Origin of the sequence: Chromobacterium haemolyticum (genome assembly GCF_009936155.1) — a bacterium.
Classification (GTDB): domain Bacteria; phylum Pseudomonadota; class Gammaproteobacteria; order Burkholderiales; family Chromobacteriaceae; genus Chromobacterium; species Chromobacterium haemolyticum.
On the sequence record NZ_AP019312.1, the window covers coordinates 2,499,158 to 2,522,414 of the forward strand.

The 23,257-nt window shown below is 67.8% G+C and carries 19 protein-coding genes; 7 read left to right on the forward strand and 12 right to left on the reverse strand.

Annotated elements, in window-relative coordinates; translation table 11 throughout:
* Window positions 1-4: 4 nt before the first annotated feature.
* Window positions 5-1,183: a 4-hydroxybenzoate 3-monooxygenase gene (locus tag GYH29_RS11415; RefSeq protein ID WP_081574584.1), complete on the reverse strand. Its 1,179-nt coding sequence runs from the start codon at window positions 1,181-1,183 to the stop codon at window positions 5-7.
* A gap of 210 nt (window positions 1,184-1,393) precedes the next feature.
* Here GYH29_RS11415 and GYH29_RS11420 point away from each other — a divergent pair, with 210 nt between their 5' ends.
* Window positions 1,394-2,263, forward strand: coding sequence for a helix-turn-helix domain-containing protein (locus GYH29_RS11420; protein ID WP_043593243.1), 870 nt, complete (start codon window positions 1,394-1,396; stop codon window positions 2,261-2,263).
* A gap of 15 nt (window positions 2,264-2,278) precedes the next feature.
* Here GYH29_RS11420 and GYH29_RS11425 read toward each other — a convergent pair whose 3' ends face one another.
* Window positions 2,279-3,181 carry a LysR family transcriptional regulator gene (locus GYH29_RS11425; RefSeq protein WP_019100980.1) on the reverse strand — a complete coding sequence of 301 codons (903 nt, stop codon included), beginning with the start codon at window positions 3,179-3,181 and terminating at the stop codon, window positions 2,279-2,281.
* 93 nt (window positions 3,182-3,274) lie between these two features.
* Here GYH29_RS11425 and GYH29_RS11430 point away from each other — a divergent pair, with 93 nt between their 5' ends.
* The 6 genes from GYH29_RS11430 to antC all read left to right on the forward strand — a co-directional run bounded on the left by GYH29_RS11430 (window position 3,275) and on the right by antC (window position 8,854).
* A complete protein-coding gene (locus GYH29_RS11430) occupies window positions 3,275-4,426 on the forward strand; it encodes a muconate/chloromuconate family cycloisomerase (protein ID WP_232060581.1) in 1,152 nt (383 codons plus the stop codon).
* Between the two features lie 25 nt (window positions 4,427-4,451).
* The gene (catC, locus tag GYH29_RS11435) at window positions 4,452-4,742 is read left to right on the forward strand and encodes a muconolactone Delta-isomerase (protein WP_019100978.1); all 291 of its coding nucleotides are present in this window, start codon (window positions 4,452-4,454) and stop codon (window positions 4,740-4,742) included.
* Window positions 4,743-4,820: 78 nt separating this feature from the next.
* Window positions 4,821-5,732, forward strand: coding sequence for a catechol 1,2-dioxygenase (gene catA, locus GYH29_RS11440; RefSeq protein ID WP_019100977.1), 912 nt, complete (start codon window positions 4,821-4,823; stop codon window positions 5,730-5,732).
* Window positions 5,733-5,799: 67 nt separating this feature from the next.
* Window positions 5,800-7,188, forward strand: a complete 1,389-nt coding sequence (gene antA, locus GYH29_RS11445) for an anthranilate 1,2-dioxygenase large subunit (protein WP_019100976.1) — start codon at window positions 5,800-5,802, stop codon at window positions 7,186-7,188.
* 2 nt (window positions 7,189-7,190) lie between these two features.
* Window positions 7,191-7,682 carry an anthranilate 1,2-dioxygenase small subunit gene (antB, locus tag GYH29_RS11450; RefSeq protein ID WP_081574579.1) on the forward strand — a complete coding sequence of 164 codons (492 nt, stop codon included), beginning with the start codon at window positions 7,191-7,193 and terminating at the stop codon, window positions 7,680-7,682.
* Window positions 7,683-7,831: 149 nt separating this feature from the next.
* Window positions 7,832-8,854, forward strand: a complete 1,023-nt coding sequence (gene antC, locus GYH29_RS11455) for an anthranilate 1,2-dioxygenase electron transfer component AntC (RefSeq protein ID WP_043593248.1) — start codon at window positions 7,832-7,834, stop codon at window positions 8,852-8,854.
* A 61-nt stretch (window positions 8,855-8,915) separates the two neighbouring features.
* Here antC and GYH29_RS11460 read toward each other — a convergent pair whose 3' ends face one another.
* From GYH29_RS11460 to GYH29_RS11505, 10 genes are all read right to left on the reverse strand, one after another.
* Window positions 8,916-9,293 carry a DUF6277 family protein gene (locus GYH29_RS11460; RefSeq protein ID WP_019100973.1) on the reverse strand — a complete coding sequence of 126 codons (378 nt, stop codon included), beginning with the start codon at window positions 9,291-9,293 and terminating at the stop codon, window positions 8,916-8,918.
* A 130-nt stretch (window positions 9,294-9,423) separates the two neighbouring features.
* Window positions 9,424-12,879 carry a type VI secretion system membrane subunit TssM gene (gene tssM / locus GYH29_RS11465; RefSeq protein WP_161523789.1) on the reverse strand — a complete coding sequence of 1,152 codons (3,456 nt, stop codon included), beginning with the start codon at window positions 12,877-12,879 and terminating at the stop codon, window positions 9,424-9,426.
* Window positions 12,876-14,504: a type IVB secretion system protein IcmH/DotU gene (icmH, locus tag GYH29_RS25030; RefSeq protein ID WP_161523790.1), complete on the reverse strand. Its 1,629-nt coding sequence runs from the start codon at window positions 14,502-14,504 to the stop codon at window positions 12,876-12,878. The genes tssM and icmH overlap by 4 nt, the downstream gene beginning before the upstream one ends.
* An 81-nt stretch (window positions 14,505-14,585) precedes the next feature.
* On the reverse strand, window positions 14,586-15,947 hold the full coding sequence (gene tssK / locus GYH29_RS11475) for a type VI secretion system baseplate subunit TssK (RefSeq protein ID WP_043593250.1): 1,362 nt from the start codon (window positions 15,945-15,947) through the stop codon (window positions 14,586-14,588).
* Window positions 15,944-16,546 carry a type VI secretion lipoprotein TssJ gene (locus GYH29_RS11480; protein WP_081574576.1) on the reverse strand — a complete coding sequence of 201 codons (603 nt, stop codon included), beginning with the start codon at window positions 16,544-16,546 and terminating at the stop codon, window positions 15,944-15,946. Before GYH29_RS11480 ends, tssK begins: the two co-directional genes overlap by 4 nt.
* Entirely contained in the window at window positions 16,546-16,932 is a 387-nt protein-coding gene (locus GYH29_RS11485; protein WP_043593253.1) for a DUF4150 domain-containing protein, read from the reverse strand. Before GYH29_RS11485 ends, GYH29_RS11480 begins: the two co-directional genes overlap by 1 nt.
* Window positions 16,933-16,944: 12 nt before the next feature.
* Window positions 16,945-17,532 (reverse strand): DUF3540 domain-containing protein, encoded by a 588-nt coding sequence (locus GYH29_RS11490; protein ID WP_161523791.1) that lies wholly within the window; start codon window positions 17,530-17,532, stop codon window positions 16,945-16,947.
* An 8-nt stretch (window positions 17,533-17,540) separates the two neighbouring features.
* Window positions 17,541-18,620, reverse strand: coding sequence for a pentapeptide repeat-containing protein (locus GYH29_RS11495; RefSeq protein WP_052052203.1), 1,080 nt, complete (start codon window positions 18,618-18,620; stop codon window positions 17,541-17,543).
* Complete coding sequence (locus GYH29_RS11500) at window positions 18,617-20,833, reverse strand: DUF2169 family type VI secretion system accessory protein (RefSeq protein WP_198001668.1); 2,217 nt, start codon at window positions 20,831-20,833, stop codon at window positions 18,617-18,619. Before GYH29_RS11500 ends, GYH29_RS11495 begins: the two co-directional genes overlap by 4 nt.
* The gene (locus GYH29_RS11505; protein WP_161523792.1) at window positions 20,833-23,244 is read right to left on the reverse strand and encodes a type VI secretion system Vgr family protein; all 2,412 of its coding nucleotides are present in this window, start codon (window positions 23,242-23,244) and stop codon (window positions 20,833-20,835) included. The genes GYH29_RS11500 and GYH29_RS11505 overlap by 1 nt, the downstream gene beginning before the upstream one ends.
* Window positions 23,245-23,257: the final 13 nt, after the last annotated feature.

Sequence of the window (23,257 nt, forward strand, 5' to 3'; positions counted from 1 at the left end):
CGGCTCAGTCCCAGTCCCTGGGCATGCCGACATAGTTCTCGGCCAGGCTGGTGGCCGCCGCGCGCGAGGACACCAGGTAGTCGAGCTCGGCGCGCTGCATCTCGCGTTCAAACGGGCCGGCATCGGGAAAAGCGTGCAGCAAGCCGGTCAGCCGCCAGGAAAAATGCTCGGCGCGCCAGATGCGGCGCAAGGCGCGCCGGCTGTAATCGAGCAGCGCCGCTTCGCTGCCGTTCCGGAAATGTTCTACCAGGGCCAAAGCCAATAAACGCACGTCGGCCGCGGCCAGGTTGAGTCCTTTGGCGCCGGTGGGCGGCACGATGTGGGCGGCGTCGCCAGCCAGAAACAGCCGGCCGCGCTGCAAGCTGCGCGCGACGAAACTGCGCATCGCGACGATGTTCTTGTGCAGGATCTCCCCCCGCTCCAGGGCCACGCCATCGGCGGCCGGCACCCTGGCCTGCAATTCGTCCCAGATCCTGGCGTCCGGCCAGGCGTCCACGCTGTCGTCCGGCGCGCACTGGAAGTAGAGCCGCTGCAGCGTGGGCGAACGGGTGCTGACCAGGGCGAAACCGCGTTCATGGCAGGCATAGATCAGTTCCGGAGCCGAGGGCGGCGTCGCCGCCAGAATGCCGAACCAGGCAAACGGGTATTGCCGCTGCCAAGGCGGTTCGCGCTCGCCCAGCGCCTGGCGCGCGATGCCGTGAAAACCATCGCAGCCGACGATGAAGTCGCACTCCAGCGCCCGCTCGCCGCCGGCGTCGCGGTAGCGTATCCGGGCCGGGCCGCTGCCGTCGAAAGCCTCCAGCGCCGTGACCGGGCAGTCGAACAACAGCCCGCCACCGGCCTCCAGCCGCGCGGCGATCAAATCCTTCAGCAACTCGTGCTGGGCGTAGACGGTGATGGCGCGCCCGGTCAGCGCGTACAAGTCGATGCGGTGGCGGCCGCCGTCGAAGGCCAGCGCTATGCCGCGGTGCTCCTGCCCCAGGCGACGCAGCCGCGCGTCCGCGCCGGCCTCCGCCAGCAATTCCACCGTCCCCGGCTCCAGCACGCCGGCGCGCACCGTCGATTCGATCTCGGCGCGCCCCCGCGCCTCCAGCACCACGGAATCGATGCCGTGCCGCTGCAGCAACTGCGCCAGCAGCAGGCCGGCAGGGCCGGCGCCGATGATACCCACGGATGTACGCATGGCAAGCCTCCATGAAGAGCGTGACAAGGCTTGCACGATTGCGGCAATGCCAAGCCACCGCATATTGCGCCGCAGCAATGACGGCGAAAAACCGTGCAGCCGAATACATTGATTTGCCAGGGAAATCCTAGCCGCTACCGGGAACGTGCTAAATGGAGCAAGCTGACAAAGACTTGTACTATTTGCTCAGTCTTGATTCGGGAGAGCCGCATGGACCGCGCGCCGGAATTCACCCTGTATGGCGAAGAGAGCAGCGTCACAGACGCGGCGTTTCTGCATCTCGAGCTGCTCAGCTCGCGCAGCCGCCGCTTCGACTGGGAAATCGTCGACCATTGTCATCGCGGCCTGTTCCAGTTGCTTTGCCTGCTGGACGGCGAAGTCAAGGCTCGCATCGACGACCGGGAATATCCGCTGAGCGGACCGGCGGCCATTTGCCTGCCGCCGGCGACGGTGCATGGCTTCAGTTTTCTGGAAGAGGCGCAGGGCTTTGTCTTGACCGTGGCCGAAAGCGCGCTGATCCACGATCCGGATCAAGCCGGCGCCTTGCTGCGGCCTCTGCTGCAAGCGCCCAGGCTGGTGGATCTGCGACGGGACTGGCCGGCCAGGGAACGCATCGAATCCTTGTTTGGCCAATTGCTGGCCGAATTGCACTGGCCGCAACGCGGCCAGGACTTGATGGTGGACTGCTTGCTCAAGGCCATTCTGCTGATGCTGGCGCGCCTGGTCGACGAGCAGGACGCCGGCGGCGGCGGGTACCCGGCCGAGCGCGATTTGCTGGCCCGTTTCCACGCCTTGCTGGAAGAACGCTATCGTGAACATTGGGACATCCCGCGCTATGCGGACGCCTTGTGCGTGACGGCCAGCAAGCTCAACCGCGCCAGCCTCAAGCTGAGCCGGAAAACAGCCTTCGCCTTGACGCAGGAGCGCCTGATGCTGGAGGCGCGCCGCATGCTGGCTTACAGCGCCTGGCCGATCAGCCGCGTGGCCTATGATCTCGGCTTCAACGATCCCGCTTATTTCTGTCGCTGCTTCAAGCGCCAGCTTGGCTTATCTCCAAGCGAGTTCCGCAATAAGACATGAACCCGCGCCAACGCCCTACTCCTCCAGCGTCTCCTCGCGCGGCAACAGCTCGCGCAACAGCCGCCGGATCAGGGCCAGTTCCTCGGAGCAGTCTCCGCGCCGCGCGCTCATGATCAGCGGCGACACAAGGCCCTCGTCCGTCAACGGCCGGTAGACCACGTCGTCGCGGCGCAAGCGCAACACGCTGGCCGGCACCACGCATACCCCCATGCCGGCGGCCACCAGGCCCAGCGCGGCTTGCAGCTCGCGCACCTCCAGCGCGTAAGCCGGCTCCAGCGCGCGCTGGCGGAAGGCGGCCAGCACCTGGTCGGCATAGCTGGGCCGCGGCTGACGCGGATAGATCAGCACCGTTTCCTCCGCCGCGTCGCGCAAGCGCAGCGGACCCTCGCGCCGCGCCAGCGGGTGTTCCAGCGGCAGCGCCAGCCACAAGGCCTCCTCGGCCAGCACCTCGCGCTCCACCGCCGGGTCGTCGAACAGCAGCCGGCCGAAGCCTACGTCGATGCGGCCGGCCTTCAGCGCCTCCACTTGCTCCATCGAAGTCATTTCCAGCAAGGACAGCTCGGTGTCGGCGTGGATGGCGCGAAAGCGGCGTATCACTTCCGGCAGCGGCCGGTACAGCGTGGAGCCGACATAACCTATCACCAGCTGACGGCGCGCCAGCGCGATCTTGCGCGTCATGGCGCGCATGCCCTGGGCCTGGGCCAGCAGATTGCGCGCCTGGGCGTAGAAGAAGCGGCCGGCCTCGGTCAGTTGCAAGGGCCGCGCGCCGCGGTCCAGCAGCAACAGGCCCAGTTCCTCCTCCAGTTGCTGGATCTGCCGGCTCAGCGGCGGCTGAGCGATATGCAGCCGTTCCGCCGCGCGGGTGAAGTTGAGCTCCTCGGCGACGGCGACGAAGTAGCGCAGATGGCGCAATTCCATTCAATACCTCACAGGTATGGAAGCAGACGAAAACGGTGTTGGACCCATGGTTCCACAGGCTTGCATGATATCCGAAACCACGGGAGCGCAATCTTGAGACCTGATACCGCGATAGACACGGTGGAGGCCATTCTGGTCGATCTGCCCACCATCCGCCCTCACCAGCTGTCGGTGGCCACCATGCGCAGCCAGACGCTGGCCCTGGTGCGCATCCGCTGCCGCGACGGGCAGGAAGGCTGGGGCGAGGCCACCACCATAGGCGGGCTGCAGTATGGCGAGGAAAGCCCGGAAAGCGTCAAGACCAATATCGACCGCCACCTGGCGCCGCTGCTGCTGGGCGAGGATGCCCGCGGCGTCGGCCGCCTGCTGCTCAAGCTGCGCCGCGGCGCCCGCGGCAACCGTTTCGCCAAGTGCGCTCTGGAAACCGCGCTGCTGGACATCCAGGCGCGGCGGCTGGGCGTGCCGCTGAGCGACTTGCTGGGCGGCCGGGTGCGCGACAGCCTGCCGGTGGCCTGGACGCTGGCCAGCGGCGACACCGGCCGCGACATCGCCGAGGCCGAGGCCATGCTGGAACAGCGCCGCCATCGCGTGTTCAAGCTGAAGATAGGCCTGCGCGCGCCGGAGGAAGACGTCGCCCACGTGCTGGCCATCCGCCGCGCGCTGGACGGCCGCGCCAGCGTCCGCGTCGATGTCAACCAGGCCTGGAGCGAGATGCAGGCAGAGCGCGCCATCGCCCCGCTGCAAGACGGCGGCGTGGAGCTGATCGAACAGCCGGTGCCGCGTGAACACCCGGCGGCGCTGGCCCGGCTGGCGCGCCGCTTCGCGGTGCCCATCATGGCCGACGAATCCCTGCACGGCCCGGCCGACGCCAACCAGCTGGCGCGCCAGGACGCCGCCGATGTGTTCGCGGTGAAGATTGCGCAGTCCGGCGGCCTGTTCGCCGCGCGCCAGGTGGCCGAGATCGCCGCCGTCAACGGCCTGGGCCTCTACGGTGGCACCATGCTGGAGGGCGGCATCGGCACCATCGCCTCGGCCCAGTTGTTCGCCACTTTCGAACAGCTGGACTGGGGCAGCGAGCTGTTCGGCCCGCTGCTGCTGACCGAGGAATTACTGACCGAGCCGCTCTGCTACCGCGATTTCGAGCTGCGCCTGCCATCCGGCCCCGGCCTGGGCGTGAGGCCGGACCTGGACAAGCTGGCGGCCCTGCGCCGCGACCGGACCGCGCCGCGCTTGCACGCGGTCTGAAACCCGACATCACAAGGAGACCACCATGCTGTTTCATGTGGAAATGCAAGTCAGCCTGCCGCACGACCTGGACCCGGAGCGGGCGGCGGCCTTGAAGCTGGACGAGCGCGAACGCGCCCAGGCGCTGCAGCGCAGCGGCCAGTGGCGGCACCTGTGGCGGCTTAGCGGCCAGTACGCCAACATCAGCGTATTCGACGTCGCCGACGCCGAAGAGCTGCATCAGCTGTTGTCCAGCCTGCCCTTATTTCCCTTCATGCGCATCGAGGTGCGGCCCTTGAACCGGCACCCGTCCAGCATCCACGCCGACGACCGCTAGGCGCCCGCTTTACCGGTCCACCGCGGCGGCACCAAAACACAAGACCCCCGCCCCGCCCGTCAACAAAGGAGAAACACCATGGAACGCGCCGAAATCGACGCCCTGCTGCAACGCTTTGACCAACCGGCCACCGACAAGGCCAACCCGCGCACCCGCGCCATCGTCAACCGACTGATGCGCGAGCTGTGCTACGCGATCGAGGATTTCGACATCCAGCCGTCGGAATTCTGGAGCGCGGTGGGACTGCTGGCCGACGCCGGCCGCAGCGGCGAGCTGGGGCTGATCGTGCCTGGGCTCGGGCTGGAACACTTCCTGGACCTGCGCGCCGACGAGGCCGAGCGCAAGGCCGGCCTGCTCGGCGGCACGCCGCGCACCATAGAAGGGCCGCTCTACGTGGCCGGCGCGCCCTTGTGCGAATGCGAGGCGCGGCTGGACGACGGCAAGGACGACGGCGAGCCCTTGTTCATGCGCGGCCAGGTGCGAGACAGCGCCGGCCAGCCGGTGCCGCACGCTCTGGTGGAAGTGTGGCACGCCAACAGTCTGGGCAATTACTCCTACTTCGACCAGACTCAGAGCGCTTTCAATCTGCGCCGCAGCATCCGCACAGACGATCAGGGCCGCTACCGCTTCCGCAGCATCATGCCCTGTGGCTACAGCGTGCCGCCGGACGGCCCCACCGACCGCCTGCTGCGGCAGCTGGGCCGCCACGGCCACCGCCCGGCTCACGTGCATTTCTTCGTTTCCGCGCCGGGCTTTCGCAAACTGACCACCCAGATCAACATCCAGGACGATCCGTATCTGTGGGATGACTTCGCCTTCGGCTCGCGCGAAGGGCTGGTGCCGGAGATCCAGCGCGTCAGCGCGGCGGAGGAACTGCGTCAGAGCGGCGTCGGCAAGCCTTTCGCTCGCATCGAGTTCAACTTCACCCTGCACCGCGAAGCGGCGCCGGCGCCCTCCACCGAGGTGAGCCGCGCCCGCGCCCAGGGCTGATGGGCTGATTGAAACCGCGGCCCCGTCCGATGCGGCGAGGCCGCGGGAATGCAGAAAGGAGATTACGATGAGCACAACCTTCCGCACCACGGAGCAATGGCGCAGCTTCGTCGGCGGCTGCCTGGACTTTCGTCCGGACGACGGCGTCTACCGCATCGCCCGCGACATGTTCACCGACGCGCAGCTGTTCGATCTGGAGATGGAGCTGATCTTTGAGAAAGTCTGGATCTACGCCTGTCACGAAAGCGAAATCGCCGCGCCCAACGACTTCATCACCGTGCAGGCCGGCCGTCAGCCGCTGATCATCAGCCGGGACGGCAACGGCGGGCTGCACGCGCTGATCAACGCCTGCCAGCACCGCGGCGCCACCCTGGTGCGTCAGTGCAAAGGCAATCAATCCACCTTCACCTGCCCGTTCCACGCCTGGTGCTACAAGAACGACGGCCGTCTGCTCAAGGTCAAGGCCCCGGGCGAATATCCGGCGGACTTCGACAGGGCCGCCCGGTCGCTCAAACAGGCGCGGATCGCCAGCTACAAGGGCTTCGTCTTCGTCAGCCTGGACCCGGACGGCGCGGACTCGCTGGAAGATTATCTGGGCGACGCCAAGGTCTTTTTCGACATGATGGTGGCGCAGTCCCCCAACGGCGAGCTGGAAGTGCTGCCCGGCAAATCCAGTTATACCTACGATGGCAACTGGAAGCTGCAAAACGAAAACGGCCTGGACGGTTATCACGTCAGCACCGTGCACTACAACTACGTGGCCACGGTGCAGCACCGCCAGGAGGTCTGCCGCCAGCAAGGCGAGGCGCAGGCCGCCACGCTGGATTACAGCAAGCTGGGCGCCGGCGACGCCGCCACCGACGACGGCTGGTTTTCCTTCCCCAACGGCCACAGCGTGCTGTTCAGCGACATGCCCAACCCGGCGGTGCGGCCGGGCTACGCCGGCATCATGCCGCGCCTGGTGGCCGAGCACGGTCAGGCCAAGGCGGAATGGATGATGCACCGGCTGCGCAACCTCAATATCTATCCCAGCTTGTTCTTCATGGACCAGATCAGCTCCCAGCTGCGCATCATCCGCCCGCTGGCCTGGAACAAGACTCTGGTGCAAAGCCAGTGTTTGGGCGTCAAGGGCGAATCCGCCGCCGACCGCGAAAACCGCATCCGCCAGTTCGAGGACTTCTTCAATGTGTCCGGCATGGGCACGCCGGACGATCTGACCGAATTCCGCGAGGCCCAGCGCGGCTTCCAGGCGCGGCTGGAACGCTGGAGCGACATCTCGCGCGGGTACCCGCGCTGGCAGACCGGCGCCACGCCCAATAGCGAAACCCTGGGCATCGCCCCCTGCCTGACCGGGACCGAAATCACCCATGAAGGCCTGTACGTCAACCAGCACAGCGCCTGGCGGCAGTTCCTGCTGCAAGGGCTGGCGCGGCGCGCCGCCGCCGAGGGAGCCTAGCGATGAACATCGAACTTCATTACCAAGTGGAACAGTTTCTCTACCGCCACGCCGAGCTGTGCGACAGCCAGGACTGGGACGGCTATCTGGCCAATTACGCGCCGGACTGCGAATACCATGTGCCGCAATGGGACGCCGAACACGTCTACACCACTGATCCCAAGCGCGAGATGTCGCTGATCTACTACGCCAGCCGCGCCGGCCTGGAGGACAGGGTATTCCGCATCCGCACCGGCAAGTCCGCCGCCTGCAACCCAATGCCGCGCACTTTGCACCAGCTGACCAATATACGCGTTGAACGCGGTGCTGATGGTTTGGTGGAAGCCCGCGTCAACTGGGCCACTTTCTACACCCGCTTCGGCGAGACTGGTTATTTCTACGGCCGAGCCGCTTACACGCTGGCGCGCAACGGCGACGACTGGTTGATCCGGCGCCAGCATGTGCTGCTGTTGAACGATACCGTGAACGCGGTGCTGGATTTCTACCACCTCTGAGAACCTGTTTACGATCTGCCGCGCGTCGAAAGCCCTTTGCCGCTTAGAAATGCTTATGCGCCGTCCGCGCACTTCGCTTTCTCCGCCGCAACGGCTCTAGCTCGCAAGATCGTAAACGCGCTCTGAAATCTCAAAGCGGAAACACCGAAATGCATCAAGTGGCTTTGAATTTTCTCGACGGCCATACCCTGTTTCTAGAGGCCAAGCCAGGCGAACTGCTGCTGGACGCCGCGCTGCGCCAGGGCATCAAGATCCCGATGGATTGCCGCGAAGGCGTGTGCGCCACCTGCCGCGGCCGCTGCGACCGCGGCGATTACAGCCAGGACTACGTCGATCCCGAGGCGCTGTCCGTGGAGGAACTGGCGGAGCGCCGCATCCTGTCCTGCCAGACCAGGGTGTTGTCCAACGCCGCTTTTTCCTTCGACTTCGACTCCAGCCTGTGCCGGAGCGCGCCGGCAGCCCGCCTCTCCGCCGTGGTGAGCCGGGTGGAGCCGGTATCGGACAGTTGCGCCGTGCTGTGTCTGGACGCCTCGGCCGCCGAGGGCGCGCTATCCTTCCTACCCGGCCAATACGCGCGGCTGCGCGTGCCCGGCGGCGAGCAATGGCGCGCCTACTCCTTCGCCCACGCCCCCGCCCCGGACAAGCAGCTGCGCTTCCTGGTGCGGCTACTGCCGGACGGCGCGATGAGCAATTATCTTCGCAACGGCTGGCGGGCCGGCGATCGCATCGAACTGGAAGCGCCGCTGGGCAGTTTCTACCTGCGCCACATCGACAAACCGGTGTTGATGCTGGCCGGCGGCACCGGCTTGTCCGCCTTTCTGGGCATGCTGGAGCAATTGGCCGAACAAGGCGGCTGCGGCCAGCCGGTGACGCTGTACTACGGCGTCAACCGCGAAGGCGATCTATGCGAGCAGCCGCGGCTGCGCGGCCTGGCCGAACGGCTGCCCGGCTTTGCCTGGCATCCGGTGGTGATGGCGGCGGAAGACGGCTGGAGCGGCAAGCGCGGGCTGATCCCCGAGCACCTGGACGCGGATGCGCTGCGCGCCCAGGCCGCCGACATTTATCTATGCGGCCCGCCGCCGATGGTGGACGCGGTGCGCGACTGGCTGCGCCGTCATGGTTGCGAGCATCTCAATCTCTATCTGGAAAAATTCGCCGATAGCGGCGGCTAAACGAGCGTCGGCGCAAACGCCCGGGATGCGCGCGTCCCGGGCGCTTGCCTGTCCGTCGCGCCTATTTCTTCATGAAAGGCGCGAAGAAGGCTTCCGGCATTTCGGTGGGGAAGCCTTTGGCGTCGCTGGGGCGCAGATCGGACATGTCCGGCTGGAAATCGTAAGTCTTCTGCCGGCGTTGCTGGTCCTGGTGCACCGCCACCTGCTTGTCCACCGCGGACTTGATCGCCGTCATGTGGTCCAGCATCTGGCGGCCCACGTCCTGCACATTGCCGATCAGATTGCTGGCGTTGCTGCCGGAGGCGATGTTCATGCCCGGCACCGCGTTCATGAACGGCTCGGCCATGGAGCCGCCGGCACTCTGGCCGTACTGGTGGGCGGCGCTGCACGCCTTGAGGATTTCCGCCGGGTTGATCATGTTTTCTGCGGCCTTGGTCATGGTGTTTCCTTTCAATGAGTAATGGAACGAAACAAACAGCGGAAAAACCCGCCTGGCGCCCGTTCAAAATCTGCTGTGCTGAACGGGCTCCCTCTTGTCGGGGCCGACGATGCCGGCCCCTGAACCGTCGTCAGCCGCCTTGCGGGCAACGGAAGGACTGGATCAGCCCGGACCACAGCGGCGACGGCGAGGACAGCGACTGCCACTCTATGCGCACCGAACCCAGGCTGCCCTGATACAGTCGCTCGCGGCGGTCCGCGGTCCCGCCCACGCCGCGGCCGGCGTCGAAGAAGCGGAACAGCGCCCACGGTCCGTCGTATTGCAAGGTGTTGACGCGGCCGTCCACCGACTTCATTTGCAGCCGTATCGCCAGCTTCTGGCTCTGGCCGTTCCAGTCGATGCGCTGCGGCGTGGTGGCGCCGTGGGCGAAACGCAGAGTCTGGCCGGCCAGGTCCAACTGCACCTCGGCCAGTTGCGGGTCCATGTCCAGGAAGCGCAACACCGTGGGCACCCGCAAGCGGCCGCCGTCGTCCAGCATCGCATCGCGGATGCGGCTGGCGCTTTCGTAAGCGCCAATCACCTCTTGGCTCAGCAGCGCCTGCTTGCCGCCGTCCACGCTGCGCGCCTTCCACGGCGTCACCGAGGTATCGACATAGGCGGCCAGATGATCGCGGAAGTACACCGCCATCGCGCCCTGCGGGGCGAACAGCCGCTCAAAGCCCTCAACGCTGGCGTCCGCTCCGGCGCCTCGGCGGAACGGGTAGCGGCCGGTCAGGCCCTGATCGCAGGCGCTGCGGGTGGCGCCGGCCGCGCCCTTGTTCAGCACCGCCTGGGTCTGGCTGGAGGTGGCGGCGCTGCCGTTGTTGATCAGGTCCAGCATGATGCCGCGCACCGGCTCCGGCTGCAGGCCGGCGTCGCCGCGCAGCTTGGTGAACACATCGTATTGCGCCGGCAGCACTTGGCCGGTTTGCAAGGCGCCGTTGACCAGGCCCAGCTGGCGGTACAAAGAATCGAACAGCCGCGCCAGCGGATTGCTGCCGCTGTTGTCGTTCTTCTCCAGTTGCTTGGCGATCTGGCGCAAGGCCTGGAAGTGCTCCTCCACCGCGTGCTCCGGCAGCAAGGTGGTGCGGTAGCGCTCGCCGTTGATCTCGCCCACCAGAGAGCGGCGGCTTTTTTCCAGCCGCGCCTTCTGGCGGTCTATCCAACTATCCATGCCGCCGTCGTAGCTGCCGGTCAACATGGTTTCGCGTCCGGCGAAACGCAGCAGATTGGCCAGCGGCGATTGCGAGTTCATCATCGATGCCGCCAACTGCGCGGCGTCGTCCAGGCCGGTGACGGAGCGCACGCTGACATTGGCCAGAAAGCTTTGCCAGGCGGTGATGTAGTCCTGCAGATATTGATTGCGGGCGCTGTCGGCCAGCTTCTGCACCAGGCTGTCGATCTCAAAGCCGTTGCCGCGCAGCGGCTCGTTGCGCAGCACCCAGCTTTGCTCCTCCAGCATGGCGCGGGCGCTGGGCTCCAGCCGAGGCAGGAAGGCGTCCACATAACCTGCGCGGGTGTACCAGCCGGAAACGGCGCTGTCGGTATCCGGCACGTTGTTGCGCATGCGCAAGCTCATCGCCGAGCCAAAGCCCGCCGCGCGCGCCAGCGAGATGTCCTGTATCTGGGACGGCAGGCCCTGCTCCCGCACATGGTTGAGCACCCGAGTCACTACCGGAATCTGCGAAGCGCGGGCGCGGGCGGTCTGCACCAGGTTGGCGTCCTCCGGCGCCGCCGGCAGGCCGGGCAGCGTGATCAGCGCGCGCGCGTCGGCGATCAGCATGCGCCGGTCCTCGTCGTTGTACTGCCCTTCGGACAGCGCTTCCCAGCGGCCGGAGATCCAACGCTCCACCGCGCTGGCGGAGCGGTACTGCGGCCGGCACAACATCAGATAGACCTTGAGCGTCAGGAAGATGTCGCCGGGGCTGCCTTCGGTCTGCGCCTGCAAGGTGCGCTTCACCTCGTTGTACAGTTCCGGCATCAGCGTTTTCTGCAAGTGGCGGTGATAGGTGGCGGTGGCGGTTTCAGCCACGCGGCGGTGCTCGAAGTATGGCGTCCTCATCCCGCGCTCGGCGCTTTCAGCCTGGGCCTGCGCGTAGCGCATTTGCGCCGCCACCGCCAGCAACGGCGATCCGGCGCTGGGCGCGCTGCCGGCCTGTTCCCGCGCCAGCGTCTTGCCCTCGCTGAACTGAGCCCAGACGTATTCCAGATAGTTGCGCTCGGCGAAATAGCCCCAGGCCACCCAGACCAGCAAGGCCAGCGCCAGCGCCGGCAAAGCCGCCCAGCGCAGCGCGTTCAGCAACCGGCGCTTGCGCGACGGCGGCGCGGGCGGAGCCGGCCGTTCCCGCGCCTGGCGTTCGGCCGCGGTCAGGTTCTGCTCCATCAATTGCCGTTCCACGGCCACCTGCCGCAGCAAGGGCGTCCACAGCTCGCCCAAGGGCCGCGTCGTCGGCTCCGGGCCGTCGATTTCAATGTCGGCCACTTCCGCCACCGACCCCAGCCAGAGCCCGCGCAAATGGGCGGCGTCTTCGTCGCCGTCGCGGGCGAACAGCGGCGGCAGCAAGCCCTGCAAGGCCTGGCGCAGCCGGCCCAGGGCCTCGACGAAGCGCAGCTGGGCGTGATTGGCCTCCACCTCGCCGGCCAAGGGCGCGGCGAACAGCACCTGGCGCTGAACCCGCTGTTCCAGGCCGCGCATGGCCGGCGCCCAGGCCCCGGCGGCGTCCGCGCCGGCTTCCAGCGGCAGCGGGAAGCCGATGCCGCGCGCCCACCGCTCCGGCCGCATCTGGTTCAGCATCGCCAACGCGCCGTCCAGCCGGTCCGTCCCGGTCAGCGCCAGGTAGACGTTGGGGGTGCGGCCCAGCCCGTCGCGCAGCTTGAGCAGGCGTTGGCGCAAGGTGGCGGCCATTTGCTGACGGCGTTTGGACGCCATCGAGATCAAATCATCGCCGCCCACGCACAGCACCACTCCGCTGACGCGGATCTTGTCGCGCAAAGCGACTAGGCCGGCCAGCAGCTTGTCCCAGGCGGCCGCGGCCTCCTGGTCGTAACCTTCGCCGACATTCCACTGGCCCTGAGTGTCCAGCCACACCGCGTCAGAGGACAGGCGGAAGTCCAGTCCCAGTCCCTGTCCTATCGCCGCCGCCGGCTCCGCTCCATCGCGCAGCGTCCAGGAGAACAAGCTGCTTTTGCCGCTGCCGGCGGCGCCCAACAGCAGATAGCACGGCAGCGGCGCGCCGCCGCGGCGGCTCAGCTGGCGTTCCAGTTGCTGCAAAGTGTCGCTGATGTAGTCCGGCGGGCCGGGGTCCGGCTCAGGCTCGGGTGCCGGTTTGGGCGCGCGGCGGAAGGAACGCGGCGCGGCGGTCAGCCGGCCCCACAGCCAGCTCAGTAGCGGCCAGAAGCCCCAGATCAACGCTGCCGCGACTAAGATTTGCCGCAGCAGCGCCCAGCCCAGCGGCCGGTAGACGCCGATGGAAATCAGCGGTCCTATCCACCAGATCGCCAGCGCGATCAACAGCGCGATCAACACGCGCATACTTTGCCGGATCATGGTTGTTGCTCCTTATAGCCGGGCTCAAGCGGGCTGGGCCCGTTGCCTATGCCGACGCCGGGCGCCAGCGCCAGCGGGGCGGGCGTCTGCGGGGATTGGGCTTGGGGGACGGACGGCTGGGCCTGTGCGCCCTTGGCGGCGTCGGCCACTTTCCACAACACGTCGACGCGGCGGTTGCGTTCATAGGCGGCTGGGGTCTGCGCCGCGTCCAACGGCGCGCTGTCGCCGCGTCCAGAGGAGTCGATGCGGCGCGCCACCGCGTTGTCGGGCGCTTGCGCGCCGCCGGGGATCGCGGTCTGGCGCAGAGAGTCCGCCACCGAGCGCGCGCGCGCCTCGGACAAGCGCTGATTGCTGGGGAAGGCGCTGGTCTGGATGGGTTGGCGGTCGGTGTGGCCTATCACCTCCAGATCGCCCGGCCACGGCGCGAAAGCCTGACCCAGCCGTTCGATGTTTTTCTGGAAGGAGGCGCGCACTTCGGCCTTGCCTACATCGAAAGCACCGTCGCTACGGAAGACCAGCAGCCAGCCCTGCGGGTGCTTATAGGCCACCAGCCAGCCTTCGGACAGCAGCTGCGGCAGCGGAGGCGGCAAGGTGGTGGCCAGATTGATGCTGCGCAGCGGCGGGGTCCAGGCCGCCAGGGCTTCGCGTATCGGCCGGCCCAGCAGATCCAGGCTGATGTTGGCCGCGCCGTAGGCCAGCGCCACCACGCCCAGCGCGATGGCGCCGCCTCGCAAGGGCGTCAGCCAGCGCTGGCGAGGGGGCGCTTCGGGCTCCGGCGGCGGCGGCGGGGGCGGCGGCGCGATCAATTCCGCGCCCAGCGGCTCCGGCTCCCGCTGGCGCCAGATCGCGGCATGCAGCTGCGAGCGCAAATCCTGCAGCAACGCCTCGCCGCGCTCCAGCACCCGGTAGCGGCCCTGCCAGCCCAAGGCCAGCACCAACTCGTAAAGCTCCAGCAAAGGGGTGGGCGCCGGCTCGTGGCGCAGCCAGCGCTGCAGGTCGGCGAAGGCGTCCTCCCCGCCCCAGGCGTCGTCGTGGAACTCCACCAAAAGGCTGCGCTCGCCGTCGTAGGGCTGTTGGCCGGCGCCGCGCGCCGCGTCGTTGCAGACTTCGTCCAGATAGGTGCACAGCAGATAGGAGGCGTCCTGAGCCTGCTGCCACTCGCAGCCGGACGCGGCCAGCCGTTCTCGGTAAAGCTTGAGTTCCAGGCCCAATTGGGCGCGGATCTGCGCCTGGCTCTCCGCCGCGCCGCCTTGAAGCCGCTGCAATTGCAGCACCGCCGGCAAGGCGTGGGAGATGAAGGGGTTGTCCCATTGCGCCTGTTGCAAGCCGGCCTTGAGCAGGCCCCCCCGCGCGCCGGAGCGCTGATAGATCACCGGCGCGCCGTCGGTCTCCGCCTGCGCCCTGCCCGCGCCCGCCGTCGGCGGCGCGGCGGGTGGGAGGGCCAGCGGCAACGCGTTCAAGGCTTCCGGTTCGGCTTCGGCCCCCAAGGTGGACACTTGCTGGCCCGGCATCAGCAAAGGCAGGTTTTCCAGCCGGCTGCGCATCGCGCCCTCCAGCATGCCGCTGTTCAGGTGCGCGGCGGAGGCCCGGCGGAAGATGGAGGAAAAATTGTGCAGCAGATTCATTTTCGTTCACTCTTTCGGCTATCTTGGTTTTGAGCCTGTTTTACGACCCCGCTAAGCTGCGCGGCAGGTCGTAAACAGGTTCTAAGCGACCTTGCCTTCGCGCAGCCCCCAGGCCTCGAACCGCATATCCTGGAAGTCCCCGACGATGCGCAGCGCCAGCGCCGAGCCGGCGAAGGCCTGCGCCCAGAACGGGTCGCTGGATTCCACTTCGAAATACACGCTCTGCGCGTAGTACGGCACCTGGCGCGGCGGATTGGGCGCCGGAATCAGGCGCGCGCCCGGCAATTGCAGGTCCACCAGCTTCTGGATCTGTTCCACCGCGCCCAGTTTGGCCTGCTGCGGCAAGAGCTGGCGCAGCTTGTCCGCCGGCATCGCCGCGGAGAAGGCGAAGACCATCTTCTGCAGCTTCCACTGGCGGTCCACCACGCAGACATGCACTTGGTCGCCGCGGTCTTCAAACTTCAGCGGCAGCACCGGGGTTTCGATCACCCTGGCCAGCGCGTAGCGCAAGGTGGCGGCCAGCGGCTCGAAGCTGGCTTGCAGCTCATCATGGCGGTAGGCGAACTGTCGCTCGGCCAATGCCTCGTCCACACCGGGCAGCACGCTGAGCCGGCCCAGCAGGCCGATCAACTCCTGGAACAGCAAGGCCGGCGGCAGCGGGTTGAAGGCGTCCAGGTGAGCCAAGCGCATCCGGTATTCGGCGATGCCCTGGCGCAGCATCAACTCCACCAGGTCCGCCAGGCCGCCGCCGGCGGACAGCACTCGCAAGCCGGCGCTGCCGGCCAGCCGCACTTGCAGCGTGCTTTGCAACTCCTCGATCAGCGCTCGCAGCGTCTGGTGGGCGCGGCTGTCCAGCAGCGGCGGGATGAAACGCGGGTCCAGCAACAGCGTCAGCGCGCTGCTGCGCCCCGCCACCCGGGCGAAGGGCAAGGCGGTTTCCTCGGCGCGCAATTGCGATTGCCAGCACAGCCGCGTCATCATGCGGCCGGTTTCCAGCGTCAGGCGGCGCGGCGAGCCCGGCGCGTCCAGGCCCACGCTGAGATCGGGCACCTCGGTGGCGGCTGCGCGGTAGCGCGCGGCCGCAGACGCGTCGCCAAAGGCCATTTCCGGGCCGCCGCAACCGGCGGCCGGCAGCGCCAGGCAGGCAATGTCGCCGGCCTGGGCGTCCGAGGTGTCCAGCGGGGCCGGCAAAGGGTCGTGCGCCGGCAGCGCGAACGGGGTGCCGTCCGGCAATATGCCTTCGGCCGCGCGCAGGCCCAAGCGGCCGAGCCCCAAACCGTCGCTGTCCACATCCAGCAGAGAAAAGCCCCAGCCATGGTTGGAGGTCTGACGCAGGCGCAGGCCGAACTGATGAGCCAAGTGGCGTTCCTGCTGCTGAAAATGCTGGGTTTCTATCAACATGCCGTCGCTCCAGGCGACGGGTCCTACTGGCAAAGCGCTCATGGGCTTTCCTCCAAATGGGCGATGGGCGCCTTGCGCGTCTTGCGCCAAGGCTTGCGGGAGGGCTTGGCCGGCGGCGGCGACGCGGCCGGGGTCGACGCGGGGGTGTCCGCCAACGGCGCGGCGGCGGGCCGCAGCGCGTCGACGATGCGGTTGCGTTCCAGCAGCACCGCCAGATGGATCAGCTGACGGCCGTCCACCCGGATGCGCAGCGGCGCGTAGCCGGGCGGCTTGCTGGCGAAATCGGCGTCCGCCAGCAGCCAGACCGGGTCCGAGCCGGAGGCCGGCAGCAGCACTTGCTGCACCTGATTGGGCGCCACCACGTGGCGGGATTCGGCCGCCACTTCGCGGCCGCGCTGGGCGCAACTGGAATCCTCCAGCCCGGCCGGCGGCAGCCAGTTGGCCTCGCGCACCACGTACAGGCAGACCTGCACCGGCCGCGGTCCGCCGCCGCTATTGTTGAGCTGGCCGCCGCCCACCAGGGTGACGTGCAACTGGCGCGGCCCGTCGTCGCCGCGCGAGGAGAACAGCGAGGAGCAACCCGCCAGGCCGGCCAGCGCGCACAGCAGCAGCGCGCGCCGGACAAAGGGAAAAGAGGTCATTAGCTCAAAGTCATGGTGATGGTCTGGGAAGGCGCCACCGTCTGCCCGGCGGTATTCTGGTTATTGGGCAGATTGGTGTCGGTCAGCCGCGTTTGCGGCGCGCCCTGGATCAGCACCTTGCCGGAGCCGGTCACGTGGCGGGACAACGCCGCCACCGTGCCGGAGGCCACCCCGCCCATGGAGCCGCCCTCGTCGCCGTGAGTCATCGGAATGATGGTGTTGAGATTGTGCACCGGGCCGCCGGCGTAAATGATGGTCGGCACATTGGGCACCGCCTCCGGCTTGTTGGCGATATTGGCGTAGGTGGACGGAATCCCCAGCGGCGGGGTCTTGCACACGTCGGAAGCCGCCAGGGCCATGCCGCCGGCGGAACAATTGGCGAACATCGCGTTTCTCCTTTAGGCTACGTGGATTTGACCGGCGTCCAGCTTCAACAGCGAAGCCGAACTCAGCGCGGTGCTCTTGGCGTGCAGCCCCATGTGGCGGTCCGCGTGCAGCAACAGGCTGCCGCAGTGCTCGGCGTCGGTGCCGCCGATATGGGTCTGCCGCTCCTGCGCCGCGGTGGCGATGGCCTGGGCGCGGCTGTTGAGCTGCCTGCCGCTCAGGCTCAGCTCGCCGTCGGCGCACAGATGCAGTTCGGCGGCGTGCAACTGCACGCTGGCCGCGCCCAGTTCCAAGCGGCAAACCCCGCCCGGCTGCGGGCGCTCCAGGATGGCCAACACCCAGCAAGCCTCATCCGCCGCAGCCAGTTGCACCAGATCGCCGCGTTGCGGCCGCACCAGGCAACTGAAGGCGGCGCGCGCCTGGCGCAGCGCGCCGGACGGCAGCCGGACCAGCCATTCGCCGTCCTTCTCGCCTTGCGTGCATACCCGCGCCGGCAGCCATTCCTGGCTGGGTCGCGGCGTAGGCGCGCCCACGCGCAGCGCGCGCAGCACTGGATCGGACTCGGCCGGAGTTTCGGCCCAGGCCAGGGCGCTTTCTTGCATCCATGTCATCATGCGGCTCCTCTAGGTCCGGGCTGCGCCTGTTGCCGCCAAGCCCGGTCTTGCTCAAGTTTGCTATCGTCGAACAGCGCGCCGGCGGTGTCCGCCGCGCTCCATGCGCCGCGCGGCTGGCCTACCAGCCGGCCCCCGCGGCAATCGCAGCCGGACAACTTCACCGACTGCAGCGCGGCGCCGCTGGCGTCCAGTCCGCGCAGATTGGCGCCCGACAGGTTGACCTGCTCCAGCCGCGCCTGCCGCAGCGATAGCCGCGGCGCGTTCAATTGCTCAAAAGCGCAATCCTCCAAGCGCGCGCCGTCGAACATGGCCTGCTCCAGATCCGCCTCGCGCGTCTGCACTCGGCGCAGCCGGGCCTGGTCGAAACTGGCGCCGGCCAGGCGGCTGGAGCGGATGGCGCCGCCGTTCCAGACACTGTGCGACCAGGCCGCCTGTTTCAGCTCGCAGTGATCCAGCGCCATATGCTCCAGTTCGCAATCTATCCAGCGCGCGTTCAAGCCGCGGCAGGCGCTCAGCGCCACGCGCCGCGCCTGGCTTTGGCCGTGAATGAAGTTGTGCAGCTCGGCCTCCTCCACGCTAAAGCCGTCCAACTGATTGCGTATCCAGGCGCTGTCCGACCAGCGGCCGCCCTGCAGCCGCCATTCCCGCAGCCGGCAGTCGACGAAAGAGCCGTGCTCGCTGCGAACATCGCTGACGCGCCAGCCGGCGGCGTCCAATTCCACGCAGGAAAAATCCCGTTGCCGCCCGCCTCGCCACTCGGCCCCGGACGCGATCACCCGCTGCCAGCCCACCCGCTCCAACTCGCACTCCTCCCAAACGCAGTCGATGAACTGGCTGTCGGCGCAGCCTACTTCGCGCCAGACGCAGCGTTCGAAACGGTTGGCCTCGAAGCGGCAATTGACGAAACGCGTCTCTTCGAAACGGCACTGTCGCCAGTGCACGCGCTCGAAACGGCAGTCGATGTAGACGGTGCGGCTCAGCGTCGCCGCCGGCGGCGCGTCAAAGTGGCGGCCCTCCACCACGGCGGGCAGTTGCCCGGCCAACTCGCGCAGCGAGTCCTCCCGCGCCGCGCTCATTGCGCCCTCCTCGGCCAGTCCTGGCGGCCGGTTTCCAGATTGCCGCGCCAGCCGCCGCCGGCCGGCGGCCGCATCCAGGCGGTTTTGGCGTCGATCAGATTGCAGCCCTCCATCCAGCTGTCGCTCAAGGTCGCGCCGTAGAACAGCGCGTCCTTCAAGGCGCAGGCTTCGAAGCGCGCTCGCGACAACTCGGCGTGGGTGGCGTTGAGGCCGTCCAGCGCGCAGCCCCGCCACAGCGAATCCGGCGCCCGCAGCCGCTGCGCGTGCAGCTGCGGGCAGGCGCAGTGCTCGATCCGCAGCTGAGCCGCGTCCAGCTCCTGCCAACTGCAAGACAGCAGCTCGCAGTCTTCCAGCCGCGCCTGGCGCAGCGAGCTGCCGTGGGACACCACGCCGAAACGCTGCTGGCAGCGCTGCCAGACGCTGGCGGACAGATCCGTGTCCAGCGCGCTGAACTTCAACAGCCGGCATTGCCGCCAGCCGCTACGCGGCAGTTGGCACTCCACTAGCCCCAGTCCGTCGGCTTGTACCCCGGTGAAATGCCAATCCTCCGCGCGAACCCCGCACCAATTGACCTGGTCCCAACGCAGCAGGCCAACCCGGCCGCCGGCGCCGCCCTCGCCCTGCACCGTGACCGCGCGCCAGGCGCCGCCGTTAATCGCGATGTCGTCCAGCCGGCAATCCTCTATGCCCAACTGCGCCAGTTCGACGCTGTTCCAAACGCTGGCGCCCAGATTGCAGCGGTTCAGACCGCCGCCGGTCCAGCGCACCGCGTCCAGCACGGTGCCGGCTAGCGAGCAATCGACGAACTGCACCTGTTCCAGCCGGCATTGCCGCCAGCGGCCGTGGTCCAGCTTGCAGCGCTCGAAACGGATCTGGCTCAGCTCGCGGCCGTCGAAGACCAGGCCGCTCAGGTCGGCGTCGCGTATGGTCAGCTCGCTCCAGGGGCCGCGCTCGCTTTGCAGCCGCGCGCGCCAGTCCTCGCCGTCGGGCGCCGCTTGCGGCAGGCCAGCCAAGGCGTTTTCATTGGCGCGTACAAAGGACTGCAGCCGGGTCTGCGCCGTCTGCGCCTCGCGCAAGTCCTCGTGGTTCTGCTCCAGTCGCGCGAGGATTTCGGCGCGGTCGCGCGGCGGCGGCGCGAAGCGCGGATGGTCGGCGGAATCGAGTATCTGTTCCCAGACCCAGCCGCGCGCCGGGTCCGGCATCAGCGCGTGATCGGCCAGCAGCAGCGGGTCCTGGTCGTCCAGCCGCGCGCGGCGTTCGGCGAAGGCGGCCAGCGCCTCCGGCCGCTCCGCTTCGGCGGCGTCCTTGAAGCCCAGCGCCAGCCTGCCTACGCCGTCGTCCAGCACATAGTCCAAGGGCAGGAAGCCGTTCCACCACATCACGCCCAGGTCCGCGTCCGGCAGCAGCCACACGGTTTGCAACGCCAGCTCCGGCCGTTCGTCCAGCGGGCCGTCCCCTTGCCCCGCCAGCAGCAGCGGCCGCACAGCCGGCAACCGTCCCTGGACTTCTCCACCGCGAAAGCCGCTGAGCGCGTACGGAGCTTGAGCCGGCCAGCAGGCCTGGTCCGACCACTGGTCCGGCGCAGCCTGCTGGAAAAAGCGCAGATCGGTGGCCGCCGGCCATCCCATATGGCTGCCGTCGTCCGCCATCGCTTGCGGAGAGCCGGCGAAGCGCGGCTGCCATTGGCGGCGCTCCGGCCAGTCGCCGCCCAGCGGCCCCATCGCCGCCAGCGGCGCCGGGCTCACGTTCAAGCCGCGGACCCGTTGCAAAGGCGGCGACGCGTGGCGTTGGCCGAAAGGATTTTCGCCTTGCAGGCCGGCAGCGGCCTGGCGCGGGTCCAGCGCCAGGCTGGCCTCGACGCGTCCGCCGTCTATACGCGGCTGCGCCCGGCAGCTCGCGATCTTGCGCACGCCGCCCAGCTCAGCCTCGGCCAGCCAGTCCAATACGCCGACGCCGGCCGCCGGGCCGCGATAATGCGCGCTGCCCAACAACAGCCATTCGGCGCGCAGCTTGGGCATTGCCGGTTCGAACAGCGGCAGCGCCGGCTTGGCCGCCTTGATCGCCTCCCAGCACGCGGCCTCGTGCGCCAGGATGAAGGGATCGCTCAGGCGGAAACCGATGCCGACGCCGATGCGCAACATGGCTTGGGAGCCAATCTGGGTGCGCGACGAGGAAACAAGCGCCGCCTGGGGTTTGATATGACGCAAGGGCATCAGCTTTTGACCTCCATGCCGACTTTTTTCAGATCCACGCCGGTGTCCGAATAGGACGCGCCGGTGTAGGAGTATTTGAAACCGGTGGTGGAGCTGCTAAAGCCGGTGCTGCTGACTTCCGAGCCCACGGAACTGATGCTGGAGCCGGTGCTGGACATCTTGCTGCCCACCGCTTTGATTTCAGCGCCGGTCAGCGAAGTGTCGCTGCCCACCAGCTTGACCGAGGCGCCGGTGGTGGACGCCGAACAGCCGGTGACGCTGGCGTCGGACCCGGTGGTGGACATCTTGCTGCCGACCACCTTGGTGGCGCTGCCGGTGGTCGACATCTCAGTGCCCGTCACGCTGATTGAGGTACCGGTGTCCGACATCGAAGTGCCGATCACGCTCTTGGAGCTGCCGGTCACCGACATCTTGTTGCCGGTCACGCTGGTAGAGGTGCCGGTATAGGACGAAGACACGCCGATCATGCTTTGCGACATGCCGGTGGCCGACACGCTGGTGCCCGTCATCGAGGTGGACACGCCGGTCATGCCCTGCGAGGTGCCGGTCACCGAGGTGCGTGTGCCGGTCAGGCTGGTGGACACCCCGGTAAAGCTGGTCGACACCCCGATGAAACTCGTCGATATCCCGACGAAGCTGGTGGAAACGCCCTTAAAACTGGTGTCCACCCCGGTGAAGCCGGTGGAGACGCCGGTAAAACTGGTCGATACCCCGATGAAGCTGGTGGACAGACCGGTAAAGCTGGTCGATACCCCGGTAAAGCTGGCCGACAGACCGGTGAAGGACACCGACACCCCGGTAAACTTGATCGAAGCTCCAGTCACCGAGGTCGAGGTCCCTTTCACATCGATGTTTTTGTCCTGGCCCACCGCCTCCGAGCTGTTGCGCTCGGTGGTCTGCTGCATGTCGCGCTCGGCGTGCACCATCACCCGCTCGGCGCCGCGCTGGTCGTCGAAGGTGATCTGGCTGGCGTTGCTGTAGCGGCCCTGCTTCAAGGAGCGCGTGACCAAGCCGGTGTAGCGGATGTCCTTGGGCAGGTCGTACGGCGTCGGGTTGTCGCCGTTGTAGACGATGCCGGTGATCATCGGCCGGTCCAGATCGCCGTCCACATAAGTGACCAGCACTTCCTGGCCCACCCGCGGCATGGCCAGCACGCCCCAGCCCTTGCCGGCCCAGGCCTGCGACACCCGGATCCAGCATGAGGCGTCCTCCTCCTGGGTCTTGTAACGGTCCCAGTGGAAGTGGACGCGGATGCGGCCCAGCTTGTCGGTATGCACCTCCGCGTTCACCGGCCCCACCACCGTCGCGCTCTGGATGCCGGGCAGGATGGGCTTGGGCGTCAGCCGCAACGGGCGGAACGGCCGGTCGTCCCGCATCGCGCGGAATACGACCATCACATTGCGGCCCTGGCCGCTGCTGTCCGGCCCGTCCTGCAAGAAGGTCAGCTGGCTGGCGGTCACGTAGTAGCGGCGGTTGCGCGCCGCATCCGGATGGCCTTCCAGCGTGAAAGCGCCGCCAGTGGCCAGCCCGCGGGCGTTGGCCGTGCCGGTGAGCTGGTGGGAGTCCGCCTGCAGCGCCTCCAGCCGCAGCCTCGCCAGCCGGTCGCCGCCGGCCTGATCGCTATAGCCCGCGCCGTAGTCGTAGTGTTCCAGCCGGATGCCGTCCAGGCTGGTCTGGGTCTCCTGAGCGTCGCTGTCCAGGCGGTTGGACGGCGCGTGGTAGTCGAAGTCGCGCAGCGCGACATTGGTCGGCCTCACCCGCCGCCCGCGTTGCAGCCGCTGCACGCCTTCGCGGCCCGGCACCGGACGGAACTCGTCGCCGTCCGGCAGGAAGCGCAGCCGGCCGTAGCCGGCGGCCAGGTCGTCGAAGCGCTGGGTGTCGGACACCACCACCACATGGCGCTCCGGCTGGTGCTCGACCCAGAAGTAAATGCCCTCGTCCTCCAGCAGCCGCTTGACGAAGTTGAGGTCGGACTCCAGGAACTGCACGCAGTATTCGCGTGGCTCGTAGGCGTGTTCCAGCTCAAAGCGGAAATCCGGCCGCTGGTGCTCGGCGAACACTTGCTCGACGATCTGCGGCACCGTCAGTTGCTGGAACACGCGGCAGTTCTGGTTCTCGGCCAGGAAGGACAGCCAGCTGCCCAGTTCCAGCGTATAGGTGTAGCGGTCCTGGGTCTGGCCGCTGTCGTAGCCGCCCAGCACCTGGCAGTGGAAGGGCCGGACGCCCTCGTCGCCCAGGTCGATGTCCACCGTCAGTGGCGAGCCGAGCAGGCTGTCCAGGTCCAGCGCCGGATCGGCGCAGGCGATGTCGAGCTGGTAGCTGGGTTCCTGCGACAGACGCTCGTCCGCCTTGAAGCTCAGCGCAACGCTGTCCGCGTCCAGCAAGACACTGTGCAGTTCGATCAAACGCATTTCCGCTCTCCTT

Excerpts from the sequence above, each read along its gene's own strand:
- GYH29_RS11480 (WP_081574576.1), bottom strand. The coding sequence starts at position 16,546 with ATGACCTCTTTTCCCTTTGTCCGGCGCGCGCTGCTGCTGTGCGCGCTG.
- catC (WP_019100978.1), top strand. The coding sequence starts at position 4,452 with ATGCTGTTTCATGTGGAAATGCAAGTCAGCCTGCCGCACGACCTGGAC.
- GYH29_RS11505 (WP_161523792.1), bottom strand. The coding sequence starts at position 23,244 with ATGCGTTTGATCGAACTGCACAGTGTCTTGCTGGACGCGGACAGCGTT.
- GYH29_RS11490 (WP_161523791.1), bottom strand. The coding sequence starts at position 17,532 with ATGCAAGAAAGCGCCCTGGCCTGGGCCGAAACTCCGGCCGAGTCCGAT.
- GYH29_RS11420 (WP_043593243.1), top strand. The coding sequence starts at position 1,394 with ATGGACCGCGCGCCGGAATTCACCCTGTATGGCGAAGAGAGCAGCGTC.
- catA (WP_019100977.1), top strand. The coding sequence starts at position 4,821 with ATGGAACGCGCCGAAATCGACGCCCTGCTGCAACGCTTTGACCAACCG.
- GYH29_RS11415 (WP_081574584.1), bottom strand. The coding sequence starts at position 1,183 with ATGCGTACATCCGTGGGTATCATCGGCGCCGGCCCTGCCGGCCTGCTG.
- antC (WP_043593248.1), top strand. The coding sequence starts at position 7,832 with ATGCATCAAGTGGCTTTGAATTTTCTCGACGGCCATACCCTGTTTCTA.
- GYH29_RS11425 (WP_019100980.1), bottom strand. The coding sequence starts at position 3,181 with ATGGAATTGCGCCATCTGCGCTACTTCGTCGCCGTCGCCGAGGAGCTC.
- antA (WP_019100976.1), top strand. The coding sequence starts at position 5,800 with ATGAGCACAACCTTCCGCACCACGGAGCAATGGCGCAGCTTCGTCGGC.
- GYH29_RS11485 (WP_043593253.1), bottom strand. The coding sequence starts at position 16,932 with ATGTTCGCCAATTGTTCCGCCGGCGGCATGGCCCTGGCGGCTTCCGAC.
- GYH29_RS11500 (WP_198001668.1), bottom strand. The coding sequence starts at position 20,833 with ATGCCCTTGCGTCATATCAAACCCCAGGCGGCGCTTGTTTCCTCGTCG.
- icmH (WP_161523790.1), bottom strand. The coding sequence starts at position 14,504 with ATGAATCTGCTGCACAATTTTTCCTCCATCTTCCGCCGGGCCTCCGCC.
- antB (WP_081574579.1), top strand. The coding sequence starts at position 7,191 with ATGAACATCGAACTTCATTACCAAGTGGAACAGTTTCTCTACCGCCAC.
- GYH29_RS11495 (WP_052052203.1), bottom strand. The coding sequence starts at position 18,620 with ATGAGCGCGGCGCGGGAGGACTCGCTGCGCGAGTTGGCCGGGCAACTG.
- tssK (WP_043593250.1), bottom strand. The coding sequence starts at position 15,947 with ATGAGCGCTTTGCCAGTAGGACCCGTCGCCTGGAGCGACGGCATGTTG.
- tssM (WP_161523789.1), bottom strand. The coding sequence starts at position 12,879 with ATGATCCGGCAAAGTATGCGCGTGTTGATCGCGCTGTTGATCGCGCTG.
- GYH29_RS11460 (WP_019100973.1), bottom strand. The coding sequence starts at position 9,293 with ATGACCAAGGCCGCAGAAAACATGATCAACCCGGCGGAAATCCTCAAG.